Origin of the sequence: Fictibacillus phosphorivorans (assembly GCF_001629705.1) — a bacterium.
Taxonomy (GTDB): Bacteria; Bacillota; Bacilli; order Bacillales; family Fictibacillaceae; genus Fictibacillus; species Fictibacillus phosphorivorans_A.
On record NZ_CP015378.1, the window covers coordinates 1976743 to 1998985 of the forward strand.

Annotated in this window: 23 protein-coding genes, 1 pseudogene and 2 riboswitches; of the genes and pseudogenes, 11 read left to right on the forward strand and 13 right to left on the reverse strand. The window is 38.5% G+C overall.

Going from position 1 to position 22243, the window contains the following annotated elements; all coding sequences use genetic code 11:
• Nucleotide 1 precedes the first annotated feature (1 nt).
• From ABE65_RS10020 to ABE65_RS21515, 8 genes are all read right to left on the reverse strand, one after another.
• A complete protein-coding gene (locus ABE65_RS10020) occupies nt 2-754 on the reverse strand; it encodes a sirohydrochlorin chelatase (protein ID WP_066394277.1) in 753 nt (250 codons plus the stop codon).
• The gene (cobA, locus tag ABE65_RS10025; RefSeq protein WP_066394284.1) at nt 755-1540 is read right to left on the reverse strand and encodes a uroporphyrinogen-III C-methyltransferase; all 786 of its coding nucleotides are present in this window, start codon (nt 1538-1540) and stop codon (nt 755-757) included.
• Between the two features lie 13 nt (nt 1541-1553).
• Nucleotides 1554-1775 carry a DUF3906 family protein gene (locus ABE65_RS10030; protein ID WP_066394287.1) on the reverse strand — a complete coding sequence of 74 codons (222 nt, stop codon included), beginning with the start codon at nt 1773-1775 and terminating at the stop codon, nt 1554-1556.
• 15 nt (nt 1776-1790) lie between these two features.
• Nucleotides 1791-3419 (reverse strand): nitrite/sulfite reductase, encoded by a 1629-nt coding sequence (locus tag ABE65_RS10035; protein WP_066394291.1) that lies wholly within the window; start codon nt 3417-3419, stop codon nt 1791-1793.
• Between the two features lie 25 nt (nt 3420-3444).
• On the reverse strand, nt 3445-4044 hold the full coding sequence (gene cysC, locus ABE65_RS10040; protein ID WP_066394293.1) for an adenylyl-sulfate kinase: 600 nt from the start codon (nt 4042-4044) through the stop codon (nt 3445-3447).
• Nucleotides 4010-5206, reverse strand: a complete 1197-nt coding sequence (gene sat, locus ABE65_RS10045) for a sulfate adenylyltransferase (protein WP_066394296.1) — start codon at nt 5204-5206, stop codon at nt 4010-4012. Before sat ends, cysC begins: the two co-directional genes overlap by 35 nt.
• Nucleotides 5207-5233: 27 nt before the next feature.
• Nucleotides 5234-5947: a phosphoadenylyl-sulfate reductase gene (locus ABE65_RS10050; RefSeq protein WP_066394299.1), complete on the reverse strand. Its 714-nt coding sequence runs from the start codon at nt 5945-5947 to the stop codon at nt 5234-5236.
• 95 nt (nt 5948-6042) lie between these two features.
• Nucleotides 6043-6186 carry a YezD family protein gene (locus ABE65_RS21515; protein WP_231887878.1) on the reverse strand — a complete coding sequence of 48 codons (144 nt, stop codon included), beginning with the start codon at nt 6184-6186 and terminating at the stop codon, nt 6043-6045.
• A gap of 301 nt (nt 6187-6487) precedes the next feature.
• Nucleotides 6488-6592, reverse strand: a riboswitch (SAM riboswitch).
• 213 nt (nt 6593-6805) lie between these two features.
• On the opposite strand from ABE65_RS21515, the pseudogene ABE65_RS10055 reads away from it, so the two are divergent.
• The 6 genes and pseudogenes from ABE65_RS10055 to ABE65_RS10080 all read left to right on the forward strand — a co-directional run.
• Nucleotides 6806-7568, forward strand: a pseudogene (locus tag ABE65_RS10055) (sulfite exporter TauE/SafE family protein); the annotation flags it as partial.
• Nucleotides 7569-7747: 179 nt separating this feature from the next.
• Nucleotides 7748-7852, forward strand: a riboswitch (SAM riboswitch).
• 117 nt (nt 7853-7969) lie between these two features.
• Nucleotides 7970-9283, forward strand: coding sequence for a homocysteine synthase (locus ABE65_RS10060; protein ID WP_066394305.1), 1314 nt, complete (start codon nt 7970-7972; stop codon nt 9281-9283).
• Nucleotides 9284-9470: 187 nt separating this feature from the next.
• Entirely contained in the window at nt 9471-10259 is a 789-nt protein-coding gene (locus ABE65_RS10065; RefSeq protein ID WP_066394307.1) for a polysaccharide deacetylase family protein, read from the forward strand.
• 183 nt (nt 10260-10442) lie between these two features.
• Entirely contained in the window at nt 10443-11177 is a 735-nt protein-coding gene (locus ABE65_RS10070) for a GntR family transcriptional regulator (protein ID WP_419471040.1), read from the forward strand.
• A gap of 4 nt (nt 11178-11181) precedes the next feature.
• On the forward strand, nt 11182-12759 hold the full coding sequence (gene gntK / locus ABE65_RS10075) for a gluconokinase (protein WP_231887879.1): 1578 nt from the start codon (nt 11182-11184) through the stop codon (nt 12757-12759).
• A 17-nt stretch (nt 12760-12776) separates the two neighbouring features.
• The gene (locus ABE65_RS10080; protein ID WP_066394309.1) at nt 12777-14123 is read left to right on the forward strand and encodes a GntP family permease; all 1347 of its coding nucleotides are present in this window, start codon (nt 12777-12779) and stop codon (nt 14121-14123) included.
• Nucleotides 14124-14186: 63 nt separating this feature from the next.
• Here the strand turns inward: ABE65_RS10080 and ABE65_RS10085 are convergent, their stop codons facing one another.
• Both ABE65_RS10085 and ABE65_RS10090 read right to left on the reverse strand, forming a co-directional pair.
• Entirely contained in the window at nt 14187-15248 is a 1062-nt protein-coding gene (locus ABE65_RS10085) for a DmpA family aminopeptidase (RefSeq protein ID WP_066394311.1), read from the reverse strand.
• 22 nt (nt 15249-15270) lie between these two features.
• Nucleotides 15271-15639, reverse strand: coding sequence for a MerR family transcriptional regulator (locus tag ABE65_RS10090; RefSeq protein WP_066394313.1), 369 nt, complete (start codon nt 15637-15639; stop codon nt 15271-15273).
• A 108-nt stretch (nt 15640-15747) separates the two neighbouring features.
• Between ABE65_RS10090 and ABE65_RS10095 the strand changes: the two genes are divergently transcribed.
• The 3 genes from ABE65_RS10095 (at nt 15748) to ABE65_RS10105 (ending at nt 17582) form a co-directional block, all read left to right on the forward strand.
• On the forward strand, nt 15748-16509 hold the full coding sequence (locus ABE65_RS10095; protein WP_066394314.1) for an SDR family NAD(P)-dependent oxidoreductase: 762 nt from the start codon (nt 15748-15750) through the stop codon (nt 16507-16509).
• Between the two features lie 71 nt (nt 16510-16580).
• Nucleotides 16581-16760 (forward strand): hypothetical protein, encoded by a 180-nt coding sequence (locus ABE65_RS10100; RefSeq protein ID WP_066394315.1) that lies wholly within the window; start codon nt 16581-16583, stop codon nt 16758-16760.
• Nucleotides 16761-16874: 114 nt separating this feature from the next.
• Nucleotides 16875-17582, forward strand: coding sequence for a DUF421 domain-containing protein (locus ABE65_RS10105; RefSeq protein WP_066400007.1), 708 nt, complete (start codon nt 16875-16877; stop codon nt 17580-17582).
• A 25-nt stretch (nt 17583-17607) separates the two neighbouring features.
• Here the strand turns inward: ABE65_RS10105 and ABE65_RS10110 are convergent, their stop codons facing one another.
• Nucleotides 17608-17949: a VOC family protein gene (locus ABE65_RS10110; RefSeq protein WP_066394318.1), complete on the reverse strand. Its 342-nt coding sequence runs from the start codon at nt 17947-17949 to the stop codon at nt 17608-17610.
• A 95-nt stretch (nt 17950-18044) separates the two neighbouring features.
• On the opposite strand from ABE65_RS10110, the gene ABE65_RS10115 reads away from it, so the two are divergent.
• Nucleotides 18045-18554, forward strand: coding sequence for a TetR/AcrR family transcriptional regulator (locus ABE65_RS10115; RefSeq protein WP_066394319.1), 510 nt, complete (start codon nt 18045-18047; stop codon nt 18552-18554).
• 75 nt (nt 18555-18629) lie between these two features.
• On the opposite strand, the gene msrA is transcribed toward ABE65_RS10115, so the two are convergent.
• On the reverse strand, nt 18630-19154 hold the full coding sequence (msrA, locus tag ABE65_RS10120) for a peptide-methionine (S)-S-oxide reductase MsrA (protein WP_082861377.1): 525 nt from the start codon (nt 19152-19154) through the stop codon (nt 18630-18632).
• Nucleotides 19155-19300: 146 nt separating this feature from the next.
• Here msrA and ABE65_RS10125 point away from each other — a divergent pair, with 146 nt between their 5' ends.
• On the forward strand, nt 19301-21133 hold the full coding sequence (locus tag ABE65_RS10125; protein WP_197480351.1) for a terpene cyclase/mutase family protein: 1833 nt from the start codon (nt 19301-19303) through the stop codon (nt 21131-21133).
• On the opposite strand, the gene ABE65_RS10130 is transcribed toward ABE65_RS10125, so the two are convergent.
• Complete coding sequence (locus ABE65_RS10130; RefSeq protein WP_066394321.1) at nt 21127-22242, reverse strand: GerAB/ArcD/ProY family transporter; 1116 nt, start codon at nt 22240-22242, stop codon at nt 21127-21129. The two genes, ABE65_RS10125 and ABE65_RS10130, sit on opposite strands and share 7 nt — an antisense overlap.
• Between the last annotated feature and the right edge of the window lies 1 nt (nt 22243).

Genomic DNA, 22243 nt, shown 5'->3' on the forward strand with positions numbered 1-22243 from the left:
CTTAAGAAAATGCATACTTCTTTGTTTCAAGTGTTTCATTGATACGCGTGAGCAAAACATCTTTAAGAATAGGGTGGTAGCCGAGCGTCTCACAAAGAGTTACGTTTTGTTTTGATTGTTGCTGATAGCGTTTTATCGTAAGTTTCACCCCGTTTATTAATAGCCCTGAAAATAGAAGATAAGGCACAACGATGACTTGATCATATAACTTGTGACTATTCCATAGAGCCTCTTCAAAGCTTGGTTCTGAACCAGTTAGAAAACATGCTTGAATACTAGGAATTCCGTAATGGTTTTGAACGTTAGACGCTATTGCTTCTAGGTCCCGCTTTACATCTTGATCCGTGCTGCCTCTTCCCACAAGCAAGATATGTGTATTTTTTCTTAAACTAACTGTGTTTTTAGTGATCTTCTCCCACAACAAATGCGAAATGGCTTCATGTACACCGAAGGGACGCCCGTAAATCACTTCAACTCCTGGATGTTGATTCTGGAAGTGGTGAAGTTCTTTTGGAATATCTATTTTTATATGATTAGCACTTAATAAGAACACAGGAATCACAGAGATGTTCGTTGCTCCTTTTTGTATACACCTTTCAAATCCTTGAGCGATAGAGGGTTCAGCAAGCTCTAGAAAACAAATCTCTTTAATGGGCACATCCACTTGTGACATACAAAGTCTCACAAATTCTTCTGCTTCTATTCGTCCTTTTGCAAGTCTTGTACCGTGACAGATAAAGAGCAATGCCTTCATTTACAAAGCCTCTCTTACGTCAGCAAGCTTACTCTGTTCATCGTTCAGCTGTTCGAACCATTTCAGTTCACTGCGAAGACGAACGACTTCACCAACAATGATCATACTCGGATTCTCAATATGTTCAGTAAGCACGATTTCCTCAATCGTATCAAGTGTACCTGTAACGGTTCGTTGATTCTCTAAAGAACCCCATTGAACGAGAGCAACTGGTGTGTCTTTGCTTTTTCCGTTCTTCGTTAACTGTTTGCAAATATAACCTAGGTTGCCCACTCCCATATAGATTGCTAACGTATCAATACCGTTCGCTAGACTTTCCCATTTCAGTTCATCTTCTTTGCCTTTTTTGCGATGACCTGTGACGACCGCATAACTTGAAGCGATGTTTCGATGTGTAACAGGAATGCCCGCATAAGCTGGTGCTGCAATCCCTGATGTTATCCCAGGAATCACCTCAAAAGGAATGCGACTTCTTGCAAGTGTTTCTGCTTCTTCTCCTCCTCTTCCAAACACGAAGGGATCACCGCCTTTAAGGCGAGTTACAACTTTTCCTTTTTGAGCGTGTTTAACTAAGAAACTGTTGATCGTTTCTTGCTTCATGAAATGATAGTTTGGCAGTTTACCGCAATAGATTAAGTCACAGTCAGGTTTTGCATAAGAGAGCAGTTCTTTGTTCACTAATCGATCATATAAAATGACATCCGCATCTTGTATACAACGCAGACCTTTTACAGTTATCAGCCCTGGATCACCCGGACCAGCTCCGACAAGATACACTTTTCCCATCATCATCACTCCTTTAAGGATTTAATATCGTTTCACGTTCATACAGCACAAAGCCGTTCCCCGTTCGAATTCGTTTCTTTTCATAAAGAGAGATCTCATCAACTTCAGGCTGTTTCAAAAAATACTTCTCGAGCTCGATGTCAACTAATTGAAAAGCCTGTTCATCTGTTGAAGCTGCTATCACAACAGGAATAACCTCTGATTTCAAAATCACTTCGAACCGGTATAAATACATAGCGAGACCTCCATTTTATGAGACTTTTTCTTCTAATTCTTCTGCAATTCGGTCCAGCTCTATTTGAAGATGTTCCAACCCGACACGGTCTATATAATCAAAAAAGATTTCTGATGGAAGTTTTGTATTTTTAAATACAGTAAGGAAACGGAAAAGTACTTCGTCTAACGAATCCGCATGGAACTTTCCTTTTAGCTTTTCGTTAAACTTTCCGCCATCATCAAGTGTGCCTCCTACATAAATCTCAAAGGCTTGAACCATCTTTTTCTCTTTCGTTTTTAACAATACGCCTTGAAGGCCAATATCTGCGATCTGACGCTGTCCGCAGGAGTTAGGACAGCCGACCATATGAATGCGAACGGGAACATCCAGTGCGATTTGCTGATCGAGAGTCTCAGCAATTCTGCGCATTCTTTCTTTCGTTTCAACGAGTGCCAAGTTACAATACTCAATCCCGGTACAAGAAACAGAATGACCAATGAAAGATAGAGGCTGCGTAGTGATGCGTTTGAAAATGCCTTCTTGTAAAAGCAACTCGACGTTTTCGTGTTTAACGTTAGGAATAATTAAGTTTTGAGAATTTACCGTTCGAATTTCACCGTTTCCGTATTTCTTTGCAATTTCAGCAAGCTTTAAAACTTCATCAGCATGAAGTCGGCCAACAGGTACGTTAAAGCCGATATAACTTAATCCCTCTTGCTTTTGAGGATGAACACCATAGAAGTATCCGCCGTTCCATGTTTTAAGAGCATCTTTTCCTTTAGAGTGAAGCGGTCCGGTATATTCTAGAAGCTTTTCTTTAAATTTTTCTGGTCCCCAATCTGCCATCAAGAACTTAAGGCGTGCAAGGTGACGCTTTTCCCGATATCCGTAGTCACGGAAAATAGTAGTAATCGCGATTGAAACCTCTTTTACCTGATGCGGTTCAATGAACACATCGAGTGGCTGTGCTAAGAAAGGACGAGAAGAAAGACCGCCCCCGATCTTTATATGAAATCCTGGAATCTCTTTATCTTCAATCTCTTTAAAAGCCGGAGTAAATGCCACACAGTTAATTTCAGCATGTGCACTATTGTTTACATTTGAGCTAATAGACATTTTGTATTTTCTCGGCAAATTAGAGAAATCTTCATTGTACTGAAAGAACTCATATACTTCTTTTACGATCTCAGTAGTATCAAAAAGTTCGTGTGGATCGATACCTGCAATCGGATTCCCCATAATATTTCGCGTAATGTCACCGCATGCACCAGCACTTGATAATCCAACTGCTTCTAACCGATTAAAGATATCTGGGATCTGTTCAATGGTCAGCCAGTGAAATTGAATAGCTTGACGTGTTGTGATATCGAATACGTTTCTTCCGTAATCTTTGCAAATATGAGCTAATGCTTTTACTTGTTCATTGCTTAAGATGCCAGACGGAACATTGACTCTCATCATAAAATAGCCGTCTTCTTTAGGACGCTGCAGATATAGGCCCGCCCACTTGAAATTATCCCATTCTTCTTTCGGAATAGAAGAAAAGCCGTTTTCCGCGTAATGAGGAATATCTTCAAATATTTTTAAGCCGTCTTTTACGAGCTTTTTTTGCTCTGTTTTATTAATTTTAGGATTATCTGTCCACGCTTTTTCATATGCCATCGTTTTCGATCTCCTTTATCGTTAGTTAAATCAACTTCCTGTTTTTCAAATAGTTTAAGATGACCACAACACTCTCGGTAACACTTTGTTCGTTCGTATGAATGGTAAGAGCAGGTGATATTGGTTCTTCGTAAGGTGAATCAATTCCAGTGAAATCAGGAATCTCACCTTTTCGCGCTTTGCCGTACAATCCCTTTGGATCTCTTTTCTCACATTCTTCAATTGGACATGATACAAAGATTTCAATAAACTCTTCTTCTGAAACAATTGCCTTCGCCTTCTCGCGATCTTGTAAAAATGGAGAGATAAATGCTGTCAGCACAACCGTTCCATTTTCAACAAACAGCTTAGAAACTTCTGATATTCTACGGATGTTTTCCGTTCTATCTTCATCTGAAAACGATAGATCACGATTTAATCCATTTCTGATGTTGTCTCCATCCAGTACATAGTTCCGGATGTTTCGATCGTACAGTTCTTTTGCAAGTACGTTTGCAATGGTTGATTTACCTGAACCAGAAAGACCGGTAAACCAAAGAACAAAACTGGAATGGTTATTTTGCTTTCGTCTATCTTCTTTTGTAATTGAGCTATCGTGCCAGATTATATTGTGCGGTTTGCTCATTAGAATCTCCTTTTCGCTCTTTTTCTTCATGTTTTCTTAGCCCTTTTATTAAGACTTCTACTACTTCTTTACGGCTAAAAGTGTTAGGCGGCAAATCACCATTACGAAGCAGTTCTCGTACCTTTGTTCCGGATAAGATCACATGATCTTCACTTGTGTGAGGACACGTTTTAGACGAGGCCATTGCTTCACATTTTTTACAGAAAAAACTGTGTTCAAAGAAAAGTGTGGTTATGCCGATTTCATCTGCTGTAAACTGTGAAAAGATTTCTTGTGCTTCATATGTCCCGTAATAATTACCGACGCCTGCATGATCACGGCCTACAATAAAATGTGTACAGCCATAATTTTTTCTAACGAGAGCGTGAAAAATTGCTTCACGTGGACCTGCATAGCGCATGGCGGCTGGAAAAACAGCTAGGAAAACACGGTCACTTGGATAATAGTTTTGTAAAAGAACATGGTAGCTCTCCATTCGAACATCAGCTGGTATATCGTCTAATTTCGTTTCACCGACGAGCGGGTTTAAGAAGAGGCCATCCACCGTTTCAAGCGCTGTTTTTTGGATATATTCATGTGCACGGTGAACTGGATTTCTCGTTTGAAAGCCTACTACTGTTTTCCAGCCCAAATCACTAAAGGTCTTTCTCGTTTCACTAGGATCGAGATGATAGGCTTCAAATTCTTTTTTCAGAGGACGTTTAACGAGCGTGATGTCTCCGCCTACATACACAGAAGGACGATCCAGCAATTTCTTTACACCAGGATGATCGTTATCATTAGTTTTGTAGACTTTCTCTGCTTCTATTTGCTTAATAGGAGTATAAATATCACTAACCTGCAGGATTCCGTACGTATCTCCTTCGTAAGTTAACCGAACTTCTTCACCCACGCTGAGCCCTTCAGCAGTTTCACGATTTACCGGTAACGTGATTGGAAGGCTCCAAACCGTTCCATCACTTAGCCTGATGTCATGAACAACAGATTGATAGTCTTCTTGATTTAAGAATCCTGTTAACGGGCTATATGCCCCAATAGCGATTAATTCAAGATCACTAATTGCTGTCGCATCGAGAGTTATTTCTTTTTTTATGTGTTGGTAAGGTGTCTCTGGCTGATAACGGTTGATTAAATTCCCTCCATGGGGCTGTATTGTACTCATTATGTTTCTCTCCTCCTGAAATTCTCTTTATTGGCTATCGCTCTGATGAAGGCCACATTCTAGTTTTCCTAAACCAGACCAACGTCCAGAACGAAGGTCATCTGCGTTTAGTGCAGCCTGTGTACATGGCTCGCAACCTATACTTGGATAACCATTGTCGTGAAGTTTGTTATACGGCAAATCATGTTTGTGGGCATAACGCCAAATGTCTTTCCAAGTCCAATGAATAAGCGGACAAATCTTAATGCTTTTAAATCGCCCGTCCCGATTAACAAATTGCGTGTTTTGGCGGGTAGGTGACTGTTCACGGCGTAGTCCTGAAAGCCAAGCTGTTACTCCGTTCAGTTCTTCTTCTAAAGGAATCACTTTTCGAATATTGCAGCATTGATTCGGATTTAATTTCCAAAGCTCTTCACCATGCTTACTCGCTTGTTCTTCAAGAGATAAAGCCGGTGTTTTCAATATGATGTGAAGGGATGGATATCTTTTCTTCGCTGCTTCAATGACTTCATACGTTTCTAGAAAATGTAGATGTGTATCAAGGAAAACAATTTGAGCATCCGGTTTTACTTGATGAACGAGATCAACCAGGACGCTACCTTCAATTCCGAAGCTGCACGCATAAACCAGATCATCTTCATACGTTTCATAAGCCCACTTCAAAACATGCAGTGCACCTTTTGTGGGATTATCACTATTAAAATCACGGGTTTTCTCGTCCCATGTTTCGTACGTTAGCAATTTGTTACCTCCTTCTTGCCATTAAAAAAGCGGCTTTAACGTTTTTAGGACTTTGCCCAATCGTTAAAACCGCCTCTAGTTTTCTAGTCAGCGAGCTATTTAATTCTTACCTTCTCGTTTTTTTCCAGCTGAATTACTTTTCCATCTTGTACGATTAATGTGATTGATCCAAATTTAATACTGCTCAGCATTTTTTGAAGCTGAGGAAGAAAATCGTTTGCACTATTTTCGTTCGCCACTCCACTGCCTCCCTTTACAACATTCATTAACTTTTAAAAAATTTTTCCTAAAAATTGTTGTTTTCTAAGTCTTACTTATTTCTTCTTTGACTTTTGATTGGAGTGGAAGATGCGAGACTCCTGTGGGACAGGCGGGCCGGTGAGACACTTATACGGGAACGTACGAATGTGGCTCACCGCCTGCCCCACGGAAAGCGAGTATCTGCAACGGAAATCAACTCTTTCAAAAGCAACAACGAATATGAAAACAACAATAAAAAAAACCTTCCCATTTCGGAAAGATAGTGGAGGTAAACGTATTACCTTATCTTCCAAAATGTAAAAACATTCTGCTGGAGTTAGCACCTTACGATCGCAGGTTGCCGGGTTTCATCGGGCCAGATCCCTTCACCACTCTTGATAAGAGTTTAAATTTTATAAAATCATATCATATCTGAAATGGATATCAAGACCTATTTTTTCATTTTTCTATTTTTACAAAAAATTTAAACAAACAGTTGACTTTTTATCTTTTAGGATCATATAGTATTAACTAAAATTTAATCCGTATCGCTGATCGGTAAACCGAAGGCTCTTAACATCACTTGTTAAGGGCCTTTTTATTTTGAGGAGGAAGAATATGAAAAAGTTAATCGTATTGGCTCTTATTGGTCTTGTTGCACAGTTGATTGATGGTTCACTAGGTATGGCTTATGGCGTTACATCTACATCATTGCTCTTAGTAGCGGGAATTGCTCCTGCAGCTGCATCTGCATCAGTACATCTTGCTGAAGTCGTAACCACTGCGGCATCCGGCGCTTCTCATATTAAGTTCGGAAACGTTGACCGGCAAGTCGTTCTTCGTTTAATCCTTCCCGGCTCTATAGGAGCTTTTGTAGGTGCTTGTTTTTTAAGTAACCTGCCTGGAGATGTTGTTAAACCATATATCTCTATCTTTTTAATTATCCTTGGGATTTATATCTTATATCGTTTTCTGTTTAAACTTGGAGAGAAGAAAGCAACAGCCAATGGAAAACCCTTTACAAAGAAACAACTTATTCCACTTGGATTATTAGCAGGTTTTTTAGATGCTACAGGTGGTGGAGGCTGGGGCCCAGTCACTACTCCGGTCCTAATGGCAAAACAAGATCTAACAACCAGAAAAGTGATCGGTTCTGTAGATACCAGCGAATTTGCAGTAGCTGTATCTGCATCAATCGGTTTCTTTGTCGCCCTTGGTTGGGAACAAGTTGAATGGCTTTGGGTCGGAGCTTTAATGCTTGGAGGAGTAATTGCTGCTCCTATTGCTGCGTGGCTTGTCCGTCTTATACCCTCACACATACTAGGGGTCTTAGTCGGAGGGCTCATCATTATTACTAACATAAGAACTCTTCTTCATACTCTTGGTATACCCAACAAGATGTTGTTCTCGATCTACTTTGTACTTGCTGCTTTTTGGGCGGTCGGGATTATCTATGCGGTCAAAAGCAATCCGGAAAATAAAAATCCAAAATTTTTGAAAAATTCTGTTGACTATTGATTATGAGCTATGTATTATAAATCTTAATTCAATATTCTAATCTTCTTATCCAGAGAGGCTGAGGGACTGACCCTATGAAGCCCGGCAACCAGCGGAAACGCATGGTGCTAATTTCAGCAGAACAATCATTGTTCTGAAAGATGAGACTTCGATCGGGTGAAATCATCGGGACCTCTTCTTTTGGAAGAGGTCTTTTTTTCTGGGATAAGTTGAAACTGAATGAGATTGGATATAAAAATATTAATGTTGAGGAGAGATTTCAAAATGACTGATCAAAATCCAAAAAGACAGTACGGGTTTGAAACGATTTCATTACACGAGGGTCAAAAAGTAGATCCTACTACAGGAGCTCGAGCAGTTCCGATTTACCAAACTACTTCGTATCAGTTTAACTCTACGGAACATGCAGCTAACTTATTTGCGCTAAAAGAATTTGGGAACATCTACACGCGATTGATGAATCCGACTCAAGACGCTTTTGAGCAGACAATCGCTAAATTAGAAGGCGGAGTTGGTGCACTTGCCCTTTCATCTGGTCAGGCTGCCATTACAAATGCCATATTTAATATCGCTGGCTCTGGTGATGAGATCGTTGCTTCTACCTCTCTATATGGTGGAACGTATAACCTGTTCTCTGTCACTCTCCCTAAGCTCGGTATTCATACACAATTTGCTGAGATTGATAACCTTCAATCGTTTAAAGATGCTATAACTGAAAAAACAAAAGCCGTTTACATCGAAACCATCGGCAATCCAAAAATCGATGTTGCAGATATTCAATCCATTGCTGATATCGCACATGACGCAGGGGTTCCTCTTATAGTGGATAATACATTGGCAACGCCTTACCTTTGTCGTCCGATCGAGCATGGAGCGGATATCGTTGTGCACTCTGCAACAAAGTTCATTGGTGGACATGGTACATCAGTCGGTGGTGTAATCATTGATTCTGGGAAATTTGATTGGAGCAATGGTAAGTTCCCTGGGCTGACTGAGCCAGATCCAAGCTATAAAGGAATCGTGTATACGGATGCTTTTGGTCCGCTTGCTTATATTCTAAAAGCTCGCGTGCAGTTGCTGCGAGACTTAGGATCTTCCATCGCACCGTTCAATTCGTTCTTATTCATTCAAGGGCTTGAAACGTTGGCTCTTCGTATTGAAAGACACGTTGAAAATACACTTAAAGTAGCGAAGTTCTTAGAAAACCATCCATCCGTTGACTGGGTAAACTATGCAGGGCTACCTAGCAGTCCTTATTATGATTTAGCTCAAAAATATTTGCCTAAAGGAGCTGGTGCGATTCTTACGTTTGGTGTTAAAGGCGGTGTTGAGGAAGGTAAGAAATTGATCGAAAACGTTAGTATCTTCTCCCACCTGGCGAACGTTGGAGATTCCAAATCGCTAATCATCCACCCTGCTAGCACAACACACCAGCAGTTATCAGAAGAAGAACAAAGAAAATCTGGCGTGAGTCCAGAATTAATTCGTCTTTCAATCGGAATTGAAACCGTAGACGATCTGATCTATGACTTAGATCACGCATTAAAAGCAATCTCTCTTTCTCCTACTGGATTGTAAAATATACACACGCAGGCTGTTCAAAATAATTCTTTGAACAGCTTTTTTGTTGCAAGGACATTTCTTCTGTTAACAGCGAACATCTAAAACGGATACCAACTATTAATAGAAGCGAAAACAGCTTTGTAATAAATCAGTTTCTACTTACAAATACTAAAGGTATTAAATTTTAGAATGAGGGCTCATAATGTTTACCACTATAAGAGTGATTGTTTTGATGTTCTTATATCACATTCTTTTTCTCACACCTAAAGTAGATGCTGGTGTTGTAAATCGTTTTGAAGTTGAAAAGTATGGAGATGTGATCTGGGAAGTTCCTTCAAAAAAGAAACAAGTTGCGATTACATTTGACGATGGACCAGACCCGGTATACACTTCTCAGATCCTAGATGTTCTTAAAAAGGAAGGCGTTCATGCTACATTCTTTCTTATCGGAAAAAGGGTTGAAAAGTACCCAGAGATTGTTAAAAGAGAACTAAAAGAAGGACATGAAATCGGAAACCATACGTATAATCATCCAAGTTTCCACACAATTTCAAGGCATAAAGTAGTAGTTGAAACTAGAAAGACTGAGCATCTTCTAGATCCTGCTCATCATTCAGATTACATAAAATTGTTTCGACCTCCAGGTGGGACGGTTACAGAGAACAGTTTAAAAATCTTAAAAAAAGAGGGATATAAAGTTATCCTATGGTCTTGGCATCAAGATCCACGTGATTGGACGAATCCAGGATCTGAAAGGATCGCTAGACACATCCTAACGAATTTAAAAAACGGAGATATTATTCTTTTGCATGATTCTGGCGGTAATAGAAGTCAAACCGTTGCTGCATTAAAGATCATCCTTCCTAGACTAAAAGAAATGGGTTATGAAATTGTCACGGTTGATGAACTATTAAAGATGCACCCCCGATACAATGAGTTTCACGGTACTGATATGAAGAAGAAAGAAGAAGTACCATTATTACTTGAATAAATAATGAAAAGAACAATTTATTAAATGAATTGTTCTTTTCTATTTTAATGACTTCGCTCCTCCCTTTTATCAAACGCTTGGCAACTATTTGTTTTTAACGATAAATAAAAGCGCTTGCATTTTATGATCACTGTACTATAATACTTGTATACAAGTATACTCGTTCTACAAAAGGAGGTTATTATGCTGAACGATACTAATGATTTTCTTTATCCTGAAAAGTGGCTTTCTAAAGCTTCCACTGGAGAACGTGTCGCATGTGAGTTGAGAATGAGGATCATTTCGGGACTCATTGAAAGCGGTACCACTCTATCTGAAAATAAATTAGCTGCTGAATACCATGTAAGCCGCTCTCCTATAAGAGAAGCACTTAAGGTTCTATCAAATGAAAACTTAATTCGGTTAGAGCGTATGGGTGCAGTTGTGGTCGGATTAACAGAAAAAGAAATAGAAGAAATTTATGATGTTCGCCTACTTATTGAGACGTTTGTGTTTGAACGATTGGTTAAAATCGATACCACTCAAGTAGTTAGAGAACTCACAAAAATTTTAGAGATGATGCAGATCGCTAAAAAGTACAAAGATGCTGATGAGTTTGCATTTCAAGATGTCTTGTTTCATGAAACAATCATTCGTTCGATTAACCATTCGTATATCACCATGATCTGGAACAACACGAAGCCAGTTATGGAAAGCTTCATTTTATTATCCATGCGCATGCATTTTAACGAAAAATACGATGACCTTTCTCGAATCATGAAAAACCATGAACTCTACATTGATGCAATCTCTTCAAAAAATAGAGAAATCATGATTCAATCCCTTCATCAAAATTTTGATGATGTTCAAGGAAAAGTAGACGATTTATGGATGTCACAGCAATTGCTATCGAAAGCAAGAGAGCAAGAAAAGGAGTAAATCAATGACAGATATCGACAGTACACAACATAGAAAAAGCTATATGGTAGGAGTCGACATCGGAACTACAAGTACTAAAGCAGTATTATTCAACGAGAAAGGTGAAGTTCTTTCACAGGAGAACATCGGGTATCCGCTTCACACGCCTGACATTTCTACTGCGGTACAAAACCCAGAGGAAATTTTCCAGACAGTTTTGCAAACCCTTACAAATGTTGTTAAGAAATCTGATATACCTTCTAAAGCTATCTCCTTCATTTCATTTAGCTCTGCGATGCATAGCGTGATTGCAATGGATGAAAACGATAATCCATTAACACCCTGCATCACTTGGGCAGATAATCGTAGTGAAGCTTGGGCACGAAAGATAAAAATGGAATTTAACGGGCATGAGATCTATGAACGAACAGGTACTCCTATCCATCCAATGAGTCCATTAAGTAAAATCGCTTGGATTGTAAATGATCAGCCTGAAATCGGAGCAAGAGCAAAAAAGTATATAGGAATTAAAGAGTTCATCTTCCATCGCTTATTCAATGAATATGTTGTCGATCATTCTCTCGCCTCAGCCATGGGGCTCATGAATCTAAAAAATCTGGAATGGGATGAAGAGGCTTTACGTGTTGCTGGGATTAATCGAGACCAACTCTCTACCTTAGTTCCAACAACTACGATTTTCAATCATTGTCAATTGGATATTGCAAAACAGATTGGAATCGATCCAAAGACTCCATTTATTATTGGTGCGAGTGATGGAGTGTTATCAAACCTTGGAGTTGATGCGATTGGTAAGGGTGAGATCGCAGTAACCATTGGTACAAGCGGCGCTATTCGTACAATAATTGATAAACCACAAACAGATGAAAAAGGAAGAATTTTTTGTTATGCCTTAACAGAGAACCATTGGGTCATCGGTGGCCCGGTAAATAACGGTGGTGTAGTCCTGCGTTGGATTCGCGATGAATTCGCTGCCTCAGAACTCGAAACAGCAAAGCGATTAGGAATCGATCCATATGAAATCCTTACAAAAATAGCCGAACGTGTTCGACCAGGAGCGGATGGTTTATTGTTTCATCCCTACCTCGCTGGTGAACGTGCTCCACTTTGGAATTCAGATGTTCGAGGCTCATTCTTCGGTCTAACGTTGTCTCATAAAAAAGAACATATGATCAGAGCTGCACTGGAAGGGGTGATTTATAACCTTTATACCGTGTATCTAGCATTGGTCGAATGTATGGATGAACCGGTAACCCGAATTCAAGCGACCGGTGGCTTTGCTCGATCAGAAACATGGCGTCAGATGATGTCGGACATTTTTGATACAGAGTTAGCCGTTCCTGAAGTTTACGAAAGTTCTTGCTTAGGGGCATGTATTCTTGGATTGTATGCAACAGGAAGAATAGAATCGTTCGAAGCAGCTTCAAACATGGTTGGGAGCACCTACACTCATACTCCAAATGAAGACGCGGTAAAAGAATATAGAGAATTGTTACCCATCTTTATTAGTCTATCTAGAAAACTAGAAGAAGATTATTCACGTATTGCAGCGTATCAAAGAAGTTTGATTCATAGAGAAAATTAGTATCAGGGGGATTTATCATGCCATTATTTATCGTAGCTTGTGGAATTTTAGCATTGTTAGTATTAATCATGTATTTCAAGTTAAACACATTTATTTCTTTGATCATCGTATCATTCGGTGTTGCATTAGCATTAGGTATGCCACTTGGAGAAATCGTAAAATCCATTGAAGCAGGTCTTGGTGGAACGCTCGGGCATTTGGCGTTAATCTTTGGTTTAGGCGCAATGTTAGGTAAACTGATCGCTGATGCTGGCGGTGCTCAACGAATTGCCATTACACTGATCGAGAAGTTCGGTGAAAAGAAAATTCAATGGGCGATTGTTGTTGCTTCATTTATTATTGGTATCGCTTTATTCTTTGAAGTAGGTCTTGTATTGTTAATTCCAATCGTATTTGCCATTTCAAAACAATTACGCGTTTCCATTCTTTATCTAGGTATTCCAATGGTAGCGGCTCTTTCTGTAACGCACGGATTCTTGCCTCCTCACCCAGGTCCAACGGTAATTGCAGGTGAATATGGTGCGAATATTGGTGAAGTTTTACTTTATGGATTCATCATTGCGATTCCAACTGTTATTCTAGCTGGACCCGTGTTTACGAAAATTGCAAAAAAGATTGTACCAGACTCATTTAACAAAACAGGAAATATTGCTTCATTAGGCGAACAAAAAGTTTTTAAATTAGAAGATACACCTTCTTTTGGTATCTCAGTGTTTACAGCGATGCTTCCAGTTATTTTGATGTCGATTGCTACGGTGATCACACTTATTCAAAACACGATGGGGATCGATGACTCAAAGACATTTGAAATTATCCGTTTTGTTGGTGACGCTTCTACTTCCATGTTGATCTCATTACTAGTAGCTGTTTATACGATGGGATTAGCAAGAAAAATTCCAATTACAACGGTTATGGACTCATGTACGACAGCTATCACACATATCGGAATGATGCTGTTAATTATTGGTGGAGGTGGAGCCTTCAAACAAGTATTAATCAACGGTGGTGTTGGTGATTATGTAGCTGAATTGTTCAAAGATACTACATTTTCTCCAATCTTGTTAGCTTGGATCATTGCAGCCATCCTTCGAATCTCTTTAGGGTCTGCGACAGTTGCTGCATTAACAACAGCAGGACTAGTTATTCCACTATTAGGTCAGACCGATGTCAATCTTGCGTTAGTCGTTTTAGCTACAGGTGCTGGTAGTTTAATAGCATCACATGTGAACGATGCTGGTTTCTGGATGTTCAAAGAATATTTTGGTTTAAGTATGAAAGAAACCTTTGCAACTTGGACTTTATTAGAGACCATTATCTCAGTTGCTGGTCTAGGCTTTATCTTGCTATTAAATTTGTTTGTATAAATCAAAAAAGATCCCTATCGACATAATTTCGATAGGGATCTTTTTGTGTAGTTTCTTATCATTTTAAGCTAACTGAATATTAAATTCCTCTAAAAGATCTTTAAACGCTGGCCGTTCATTCCCATCTCTACCGCTAACATGTGAAGCCGTTACAAGCGAGTTTAACACCGCTTCCTCTGTTGCTTCACCAACTGCTCTAAAAGCAAGATCTAAATCTTCTTCATGAATCGTAGGAATGGTAGTGATATGCTTTGGTTTAAAGTGAGGAATCTTTGTTGCTGTTGAAAAACCAATCACCACTTCCCCACTTCCATGAGTAATAAATGAACCCGTTCTTGATAACCCGAGTACTGACCTTTTAATAATTCGATTTAGCTGTCTTTCGGAAACCGGAAGATCGGTTGCAACAATAATCATCACAGATCCTTTGTCTTTTTCTTCCCACGATTTTAGCAAAGCTTCCTTTAATTCTTGTCCGATCGCTCTACCATTTATCTGTAAGTCGCTCAGTATACCAAAGTTTGATAAAACAAGTATGCCTATCGTATACATCTGCTGGTCGATTGAAAAACACCGAGAAGCCGTTCCAATGCCACCTTTTAACGAATAACAAAGCATACCTGTCCCTGCTCCAACACTGCCTTCTATTACATGCTTCCCTGCATTTTGTAGTGCTTCTACTACATGATGTTTCTCTATAAATTGTGCTCTTACATCATTTAATAACATGTCATTGCATTCCCCAACAATAGGATTTACCGTTCCAGTTGTTCTTCCGATTTCTGGATTTCGTTCTAACATATATGCCATTAATGCATCAGAAGCCGTGCCGATACTCAATGTGTTCGTAAGTATAATAGGCGTTTCCAAGACACCTAGTTCTTTCATCTGAATGGTTCCCATTGTTTTTCCAAACCCATTGATCACATAACTTGAAGCGATCAGTTTCTCCATAAATGTATTTCCTTCATGAGGAATGATAGCGGTAACCCCTGTTTGACAATTTCCTTCGCTTAGTGTCACGTGTCCTACTGAAACCCCTACTACATCTGTAATCGAGTTATTCTGACCGGTCTCAAGCTTCCCGATCTTCACACCAAAATCTCGAATTCTTTTTTGTTGCATGTATGTAACACCTCTCAATGGTTTAGGTGATATCTCTTTTTTGCATATGTTCTTCATAAGTTGCTATCTTTTTGCGCAACATATCATCAATATCTATTAATACTTGTATTTGTTTCTGAACATGATCTTGATGATTCTTTAACAAACCCAACCTCTTTTGACTGGTATGATCTCCTTGTACGAATAATGAAGCATATTCTTTGATCTGAGCAAGCGGCATTTTAGTTTCTTTGAGTTTTATGACAAATCCCAGCCATTGTAAATGAGATTCAGAATAACGTCGATCTCCATTCTCTGTTCGTTCTGGTGTGATAATCTTTTCTTTTTCATAAAATCGCAGTGTATGAGTCGTTACGTTAAGCAGCTTTGCAACTTCTCCAATGGAATACATATTCAATCACCCCAACTGTTATCTAGTTCCTTGACTTAGAGTTTACTCTAATCAGTATAATAAAACACAAGAACAATTACCAAAACATTTATTTAAGGAGTGACAAGAATGAAATACACCGTCATCACAGGAGCAAGCTCAGGTATTGGATATGAAACGGCACTTGCATTTGCCGCTAGAGGTAAGAATCTAATAATTGCAGCTCGAAGAACAGAGGAATTAGAGCAACTGAAATCAAACGTGCTCTCTCAGTATCCAGAATTGGATGTTGTGGTACAAACCGTTGATCTATCTATAATTTCGAATGCACATGATTTCTACGAAAGTCTTAAGAAATATGAAATTGAAACTTGGATTAACAATGCAGGCTTCGGGAACTTTGCTTCGGTTGGAGAACAAAAATTAGATAAGATTGAAGCAATGCTTCACTTAAATATTGAAGCATTAACCGTTCTTTCTTCACTTTACGTTAGAGATTATGGGAATGTGGAAGGAACACAGCTTATCAACATCTCATCTGGTGGAGGCTACACGATCGTTGCGGATGCTGTAACTTATTGTGCATCCAAATTTTATGTGAGTGCCTTTACAGAAGGACTCGCACAGGAATTAAAAGGTAAAGGACAGGCTATGCAAGCAAAAGTATTGGCTCCGGCCGCTACTGAGACGGAATTTGCGAAACGTTCCATGGATCTTGAGAACTTTCAATACGAAGGAACCGTTCCAAAATTTCATACAAGTAAAGAGATGGCTGAATTCTTACTTAATTTATACGATAGTGAGAAAGTAGTGGGCATCGTTGATGGTGAAACTTATGAATTTCATTTAAAAGACCCAATCTATCCCTATGCTGCAAGACAAAGAAAATAGTCATAATACCTCGGTGACATTATGATAAACTGTTGAAGTAGATGAAGAAGACTCCTGTTGGAGGTATCACTATGTATACCAGTGAAATAAGAAAAAAAAATCATGATCGTAAAAATGTGAATACTACATTGAGCCAATCCCTATACACTGAAATTAAGGCATTAGCTAAGAAGCTTGATAGACCAGCGAATGAATTAATTGAAGAAGGTATGGTTCATGTGCTGAATCAGTATAAGAAGAACAATAAATGAAACACGAAAACGCACGGGAATGATCCTGTGCGTTTTTTTTATTTCGACTTAAAATTCACTAAGTTGGATAAAAAGAATAATGTAGTTAAAACGCTCTATTGGGATGTGACACAAGTGAACCCTTATTTTGATATAATCATTCGATCTGTAGTTGCTTTTTTATCTATATTCCTTGCTGCTCGGATTTTGGGAAAACAAACCGTATCTAGAATGACGATTTTTGACTTTATCGCAGTTGTTACACTCGGTTCTGTTACTGCGAACTTAGCGTTTGCTCTAGAAGTAAAAGCACGTTACATCTTTCTTGTGTTATTGATCTTTGTTCTTTTAATCTATCTCTCAGCCTTTATTTCTTTAAAGAGTAAACGAGCTCGAAAGTATGTGGCTGGAGATCCAACAGTAGTGATCGAGAACGGGAAAATATTAGAAAATAACATGAAGAAAATGCGTTATACACTTGATTATTTAAATCAACAGCTTCGGCAGAAAGATATCTTTTCGATCGATGATGTTGATTATGCCCTCGTTGAAAATAACGGCCTTCTCTCTGTGAAGAAAAAAGAAGAACTTCTTACTGTCACACGTAAAGATTTACATATCGTAAAAGAAGATGTGAAGCTCCCTATAGAGTTGATGATGGATGGAGAAATTCTACAGAACAACTTAAAAGAAAATAACATTTCTAAAGAGTGGCTACTACTAGAGCTGAAGAAACGTAATCTTACAGTTGAAAGTGTCGTATACGCATTACTTACTAGCAGCAATAAACTTTATATAGACACACAAGATGATAGATTACACTCGCCTTTGGATATAGAGTGAGAAGTCTTGTATCGAAACAAGGTTTTTATTGCTTAGACATGTCAATTATCCGTATAGGATTTCCAGAATCATCTGTGAAAATAGCATATCGTCCAGGCGGAATATCACAAGGCTCTTTTACAAAATTTAGAGCCTCTTGATTCGATGTAAAATACGCATCTACGTTATCCACCAAAAATACGCTCCCTGGACCAAACTCACGTTCAACCTCATCATCTTCTAGTAGGATTTGAGTATCAGTGTTTGCTTTAAATGCTACGGTATGATTCCCTTCCCTCCAAGCTTCTTCCATTCCTAAAATATCCCTGTAAAAAGCAACAGCACTTTTCATATCTTTAACGGGTTGAGAATGAAAAACTAATTTCATAATTCCGTTCCTCCTATACCATATTTTTACACATAAATGATTTACGTAAATCGTAATTCATTTACGCATCCGTGTCAATATGTTATATTGTGAGCATGAAATCAAATATTCCAATTCCCAGTTCTGCAAGGGAGAAAATTCTACAAGAAGCCATTTTAGCTTTCGGTACACAAGGATATGAAAAAGTGAATGTTCAACAACTGGCTCAAAATATAGGGGTAACAACGGGGGCTTTATACCATCACTTTGGAAATAAATTAGAATTGTATAAAGTTGTTCGTGAGGAGATCGAAAGGAGAATTACGAGTAGAATGGAGGCTGCTTCTGAAGTCCATGAAGATCCCCTGGAATCTCTAAAATCATCTATGATTATTGGGTTTAATGCTGCTGTTAAGTTAAATGTTTGTACATTATTATGTGAACCAGACTTTAGTTTAAATGAAGATCTTGTTGCCAAGCTTTTTCAAGAAATACTAAATGAAAATATACCAGGTATTGAAGTGCTTCTCTCTTCTCTTTGGCGAGCGGCGTTAAAAAATGTTTCAAATGGTATGTCTCCTACCGAAGCTAAAAATGCTTTGATTTGGTTAATTGAAAAATTGTAATATCTGTTCTAGTACAAAAAAAAGAGACTATACAAAGTCTCTTTTTTTAGTTAACATAATAATATTACAGTTATCTTATTTCCAGTTCTGCTGAATGAAAGTATCTCTACCGGATGTTTCTCGTTCTTCTTTATAAGCTTTTGGATTCTTCTTATAGAAATCTTGATGATACTCTTCCGCTTCATAAAACACACTAGCTGGTAGTATTTCTGTAACAATTGGTTTTTTAAATTTCCCGCTATCTTCTAATTTCATTAAAGATTGTTCAGCAAGTTCTTTTTGCTTCTCATTGTGATAAAAGATTGCAGTTGTATATTGACTACCCCGATCGATAAACTGACCCCCATCATCCGTTGGATCAATTTGTGGCCAATACAGGTCTAACAATTTTTGATAAGGAAAAACCTCTGGATCGAAAGTAATTTGGACAGCTTCACGATGCCCGGTCTTCCCTGTTTTAATCTGTTCATAAGATGGATTTTCAAGTTCTCCACCCGTGTACCCAGATACAATACCATGAATTCCAGGAAGTTCATCGAAAGGTTTTACCATACACCAGAAACAACCTCCTGCAAAAGTTGCAAGTTCTTTATTACTCACCCTTATTCCTCCTAAAACAAACTTATTTCTTAAAAAGATTTTATCGTGTTAAACAGAAAAAGAACAGAGATTGCACTCCTATGTTCATAGGATAACCCCTAAGTTTCATACATTGTAAACACTATGGATAAAGTGCGGTGAGGAATTTGAACATAAAAAAGAAGATAGAATCAGAAATTTATAAACGTTGTAATAAACTCCTTTCCCAACAAGAAGCGAATGGTACTTGGTGTTATTGCTTTGAGAATTCTCTAATCACAGATGCCTATATGCTCATTTTGTTACGAACAATCGACTATAAGAATGAAAGCCTTATAAAACGAATAGCAGAAAGAATTCTTTCCAAACAGTCTCAAGACGGTTTATGGCGTTTATATCCTGATGAGGAACCTGCAAACTTGTCTGCGACCATACAAGCTTACACGGCTCTTTTGTATTCACAGTCCCTCACACAAACAGAAGAATCACTACTACACGCCAAACACTTCATTATTAATAATGGAGGATTAAAGAATGCAGATCTTCTCACTAAAGTTTTTTTAGCCATGAACGGTTTATATCACTGGCCAGATTTGCCTATCGACCCTGCCATTCTCTTTTCACTTCCCCAAACATCGCCCATCAATCGTTATGATATCAGTAGTTACGCGAGAGCTCACTTTGCTCCTGTCATGTTAATGATTGAAGGAAAAAAGAAGCTTACATCTAGCTATACGTCAGATCTATCTGGAATTTTTGGAATAGCAGAGCAAGGATCTAACATTGAAGATTGGATCAATCTATTCTCAATGTTGAATATAAGAGACTCTTACATGAATACGAAGAAAGAAAATATTCTTTCTTATATTCAATATCATATTGAGCCGGATGGTACACTTCTTAGCTATGCACTAACAACCATTTTTATGGTATATGGTTTACTTTCTAATGGTGTTGATCGTTCATCAACCATTATTCAAAATGCACTGAGTGGTTTGATGAAAATGTTTTGCGAGATAGATGGAACGATACATTTACAGAACTCCCCTTCTACCACTTGGGATACCTCTCTCATTCTCTATACATTGTTAGAAGCGGGTCTTCCTCATACTAACCCACAAATACTAAAAGGAGCTAGATTTCTTCTCTCTCAGCAACAATATAAGTATGGAGACTGGACGGTTCATAATCCAGATTCACTTCCTGGTGGCTGGGGCTTTTCTATAGGTAACACACAGCATCCTGATATTGACGATACGCAAGTAGCACTCCGATCGATCGCACGATACTGTCGCACATCTTCTTCCTATTATTCTAGTTATGAGAAAGGGTTGTCATGGCTCTTGTCCATGCAGAACGATGATGGCGGGTGGGCAGCATTTGAGAAGAACACAAATCGTTATTTGATTGGCAGTCTTCCGATTAAGCATGCAAAAGATGCGCTGATTGATCCGTCCACACCAGATCTAACAGGCAGAACATTAGAGCTTTTAGGCAGTTTTCATGGATTGAATCAGAATCACCACTCTATCAAAAAAGGTGTGAACTGGCTGCTTTCCAATCAAGAAGCCAATGGTTCTTGGTATGGACGATGGGGAGTTTGTTATATTTATGGAACGTGGGCTGCCGTTACAGGCTTACAATCGTGTGGAGTTCGTGAAAATGAAAGAGCCCTTCAAAAAGCAAGGAAGTGGCTCATATCGATTCAAAACGTAGATGGTGGTTGGGGCGAGTCCTGTGAAAGTGATTCAAAGAGAACATATGTCAGTTTAAATAAAAGTACACCTTCTCAAACGGCTTGGGCACTTAATGCGCTAACTTCTATATCCGATCAACCCACATCAGAAATGGAGGAAGCTGTCTCGTGGTTGCTAACTAAACAAGAAGCCAGCTATCCAACAGGAGCTGGCTTACCTGGTGCATTCTATATTCGTTATCACAGTTATGAGCACATTTGGCCATTGCTTGCACTTACCCACTATTATAAAAAATACTATTGAGATGAATTTTCTGAATGTTGATCGATATCCTTATCTTTTTTCCGTAAAATGCCTAGACCTAATACAACAAATAAGAGCAGATATAAGGTAAACCACCATAGCGTCCAATTTCGTCCTACAAAATCTGTGAATTCCATAGTATTCGTATGAATATGGTTGCTCATTGCCCATATTAGCAATCCAGCAGGCAGTAAGAATGAATGATAATTTGGGAATTTTGATAGATGCTGTAATCCTTTTAATGCTGTAAAGAGACAGATCACGATCTTAACAAGAATTCCAAATATCCATACTACTCCTATAATGACCTCTACCCTTTCAAAAATGTTGATGATTGAAATATCTCTCATCAACTCATATGTAGGATAACTTTGACGTTTGACCATGTACGCTCCTTCTACACCTACAGCAATAAATACAGTTAAAATGAGAGCACTTCCACCAAATAAGATTCCAGATAGATAGTTTTTTGAGAGTTTGTCTTTGTTTTTCACATATGTGAGAACACTTCCTAACAGAATGATCTCAATAAAAGGAAATCCCGTTGTCGTATATGCACCTTGAGATATTTTTAATAAGCCTTGTTCAAAATAAGGCTGCAGATGTGAAAATCTGAACTGATTGGTAGTAAGTGCTAATGAACAAATGAAAAAGAGAATCATAAAAGGGGTTAAAAATTCATTAACTCGCCCAATATTATTCAATCCATAAAAGCAAGAATATACAGCAAGTAAGATGATCATAATCTGAAATGTCCAAGGACTTGACTCTGGAATGACGTTCGAAATCATAAAGTTACTAAGATTTCGAACGACATATGAAGCTAAATGAAGAGCATAAAAGATGATAAGGATATTTAATATCGTCCCTACCACCTTCCCCCCGGCTACTTCGGTAATTCGGAAGATAGAGCGAAAATGGTATCGTTTCAGAATCAAAATCCAAATTACATTTAAGCACAAACCGATTATAACTGCGAAAAACATAGAAATCCATGCATCCTGCTCAGAGAAAAACGCAGTTAAGTTAGGTGCCATCAACAATGAACTTCCCATTATAAAACTGATTACGATTAAAACAAGCTGCCATCGATTTATAGTATGGTTCATG

Excerpts from the sequence above, each read along its gene's own strand:
- ABE65_RS10020 (WP_066394277.1), bottom strand. The coding sequence starts at position 754 with ATGAAGGCATTGCTCTTTATCTGTCACGGTACAAGACTTGCAAAAGGA.
- cobA (WP_066394284.1), bottom strand. The coding sequence starts at position 1,540 with ATGGGAAAAGTGTATCTTGTCGGAGCTGGTCCGGGTGATCCAGGGCTG.
- ABE65_RS10030 (WP_066394287.1), bottom strand. The coding sequence starts at position 1,775 with ATGTATTTATACCGGTTCGAAGTGATTTTGAAATCAGAGGTTATTCCT.
- ABE65_RS10035 (WP_066394291.1), bottom strand. The coding sequence starts at position 3,419 with ATGGCATATGAAAAAGCGTGGACAGATAATCCTAAAATTAATAAAACA.
- cysC (WP_066394293.1), bottom strand. The coding sequence starts at position 4,044 with ATGAGCAAACCGCACAATATAATCTGGCACGATAGCTCAATTACAAAA.
- sat (WP_066394296.1), bottom strand. The coding sequence starts at position 5,206 with ATGAGTACAATACAGCCCCATGGAGGGAATTTAATCAACCGTTATCAG.
- ABE65_RS10060 (WP_066394305.1), top strand. The coding sequence starts at position 7,970 with ATGACTGATCAAAATCCAAAAAGACAGTACGGGTTTGAAACGATTTCA.
- ABE65_RS10065 (WP_066394307.1), top strand. The coding sequence starts at position 9,471 with ATGTTTACCACTATAAGAGTGATTGTTTTGATGTTCTTATATCACATT.
- ABE65_RS10070 (WP_419471040.1), top strand. The coding sequence starts at position 10,443 with ATGCTGAACGATACTAATGATTTTCTTTATCCTGAAAAGTGGCTTTCT.
- gntK (WP_231887879.1), top strand. The coding sequence starts at position 11,182 with ATGACAGATATCGACAGTACACAACATAGAAAAAGCTATATGGTAGGA.
- ABE65_RS10080 (WP_066394309.1), top strand. The coding sequence starts at position 12,777 with ATGCCATTATTTATCGTAGCTTGTGGAATTTTAGCATTGTTAGTATTA.
- ABE65_RS10085 (WP_066394311.1), bottom strand. The coding sequence starts at position 15,248 with ATGCAACAAAAAAGAATTCGAGATTTTGGTGTGAAGATCGGGAAGCTT.
- ABE65_RS10090 (WP_066394313.1), bottom strand. The coding sequence starts at position 15,639 with ATGTATTCCATTGGAGAAGTTGCAAAGCTGCTTAACGTAACGACTCAT.
- ABE65_RS10095 (WP_066394314.1), top strand. The coding sequence starts at position 15,748 with ATGAAATACACCGTCATCACAGGAGCAAGCTCAGGTATTGGATATGAA.
- ABE65_RS10100 (WP_066394315.1), top strand. The coding sequence starts at position 16,581 with ATGTATACCAGTGAAATAAGAAAAAAAAATCATGATCGTAAAAATGTG.
- ABE65_RS10110 (WP_066394318.1), bottom strand. The coding sequence starts at position 17,949 with ATGAAATTAGTTTTTCATTCTCAACCCGTTAAAGATATGAAAAGTGCT.
- ABE65_RS10115 (WP_066394319.1), top strand. The coding sequence starts at position 18,045 with ATGAAATCAAATATTCCAATTCCCAGTTCTGCAAGGGAGAAAATTCTA.
- ABE65_RS10130 (WP_066394321.1), bottom strand. The coding sequence starts at position 22,242 with ATGAACCATACTATAAATCGATGGCAGCTTGTTTTAATCGTAATCAGT.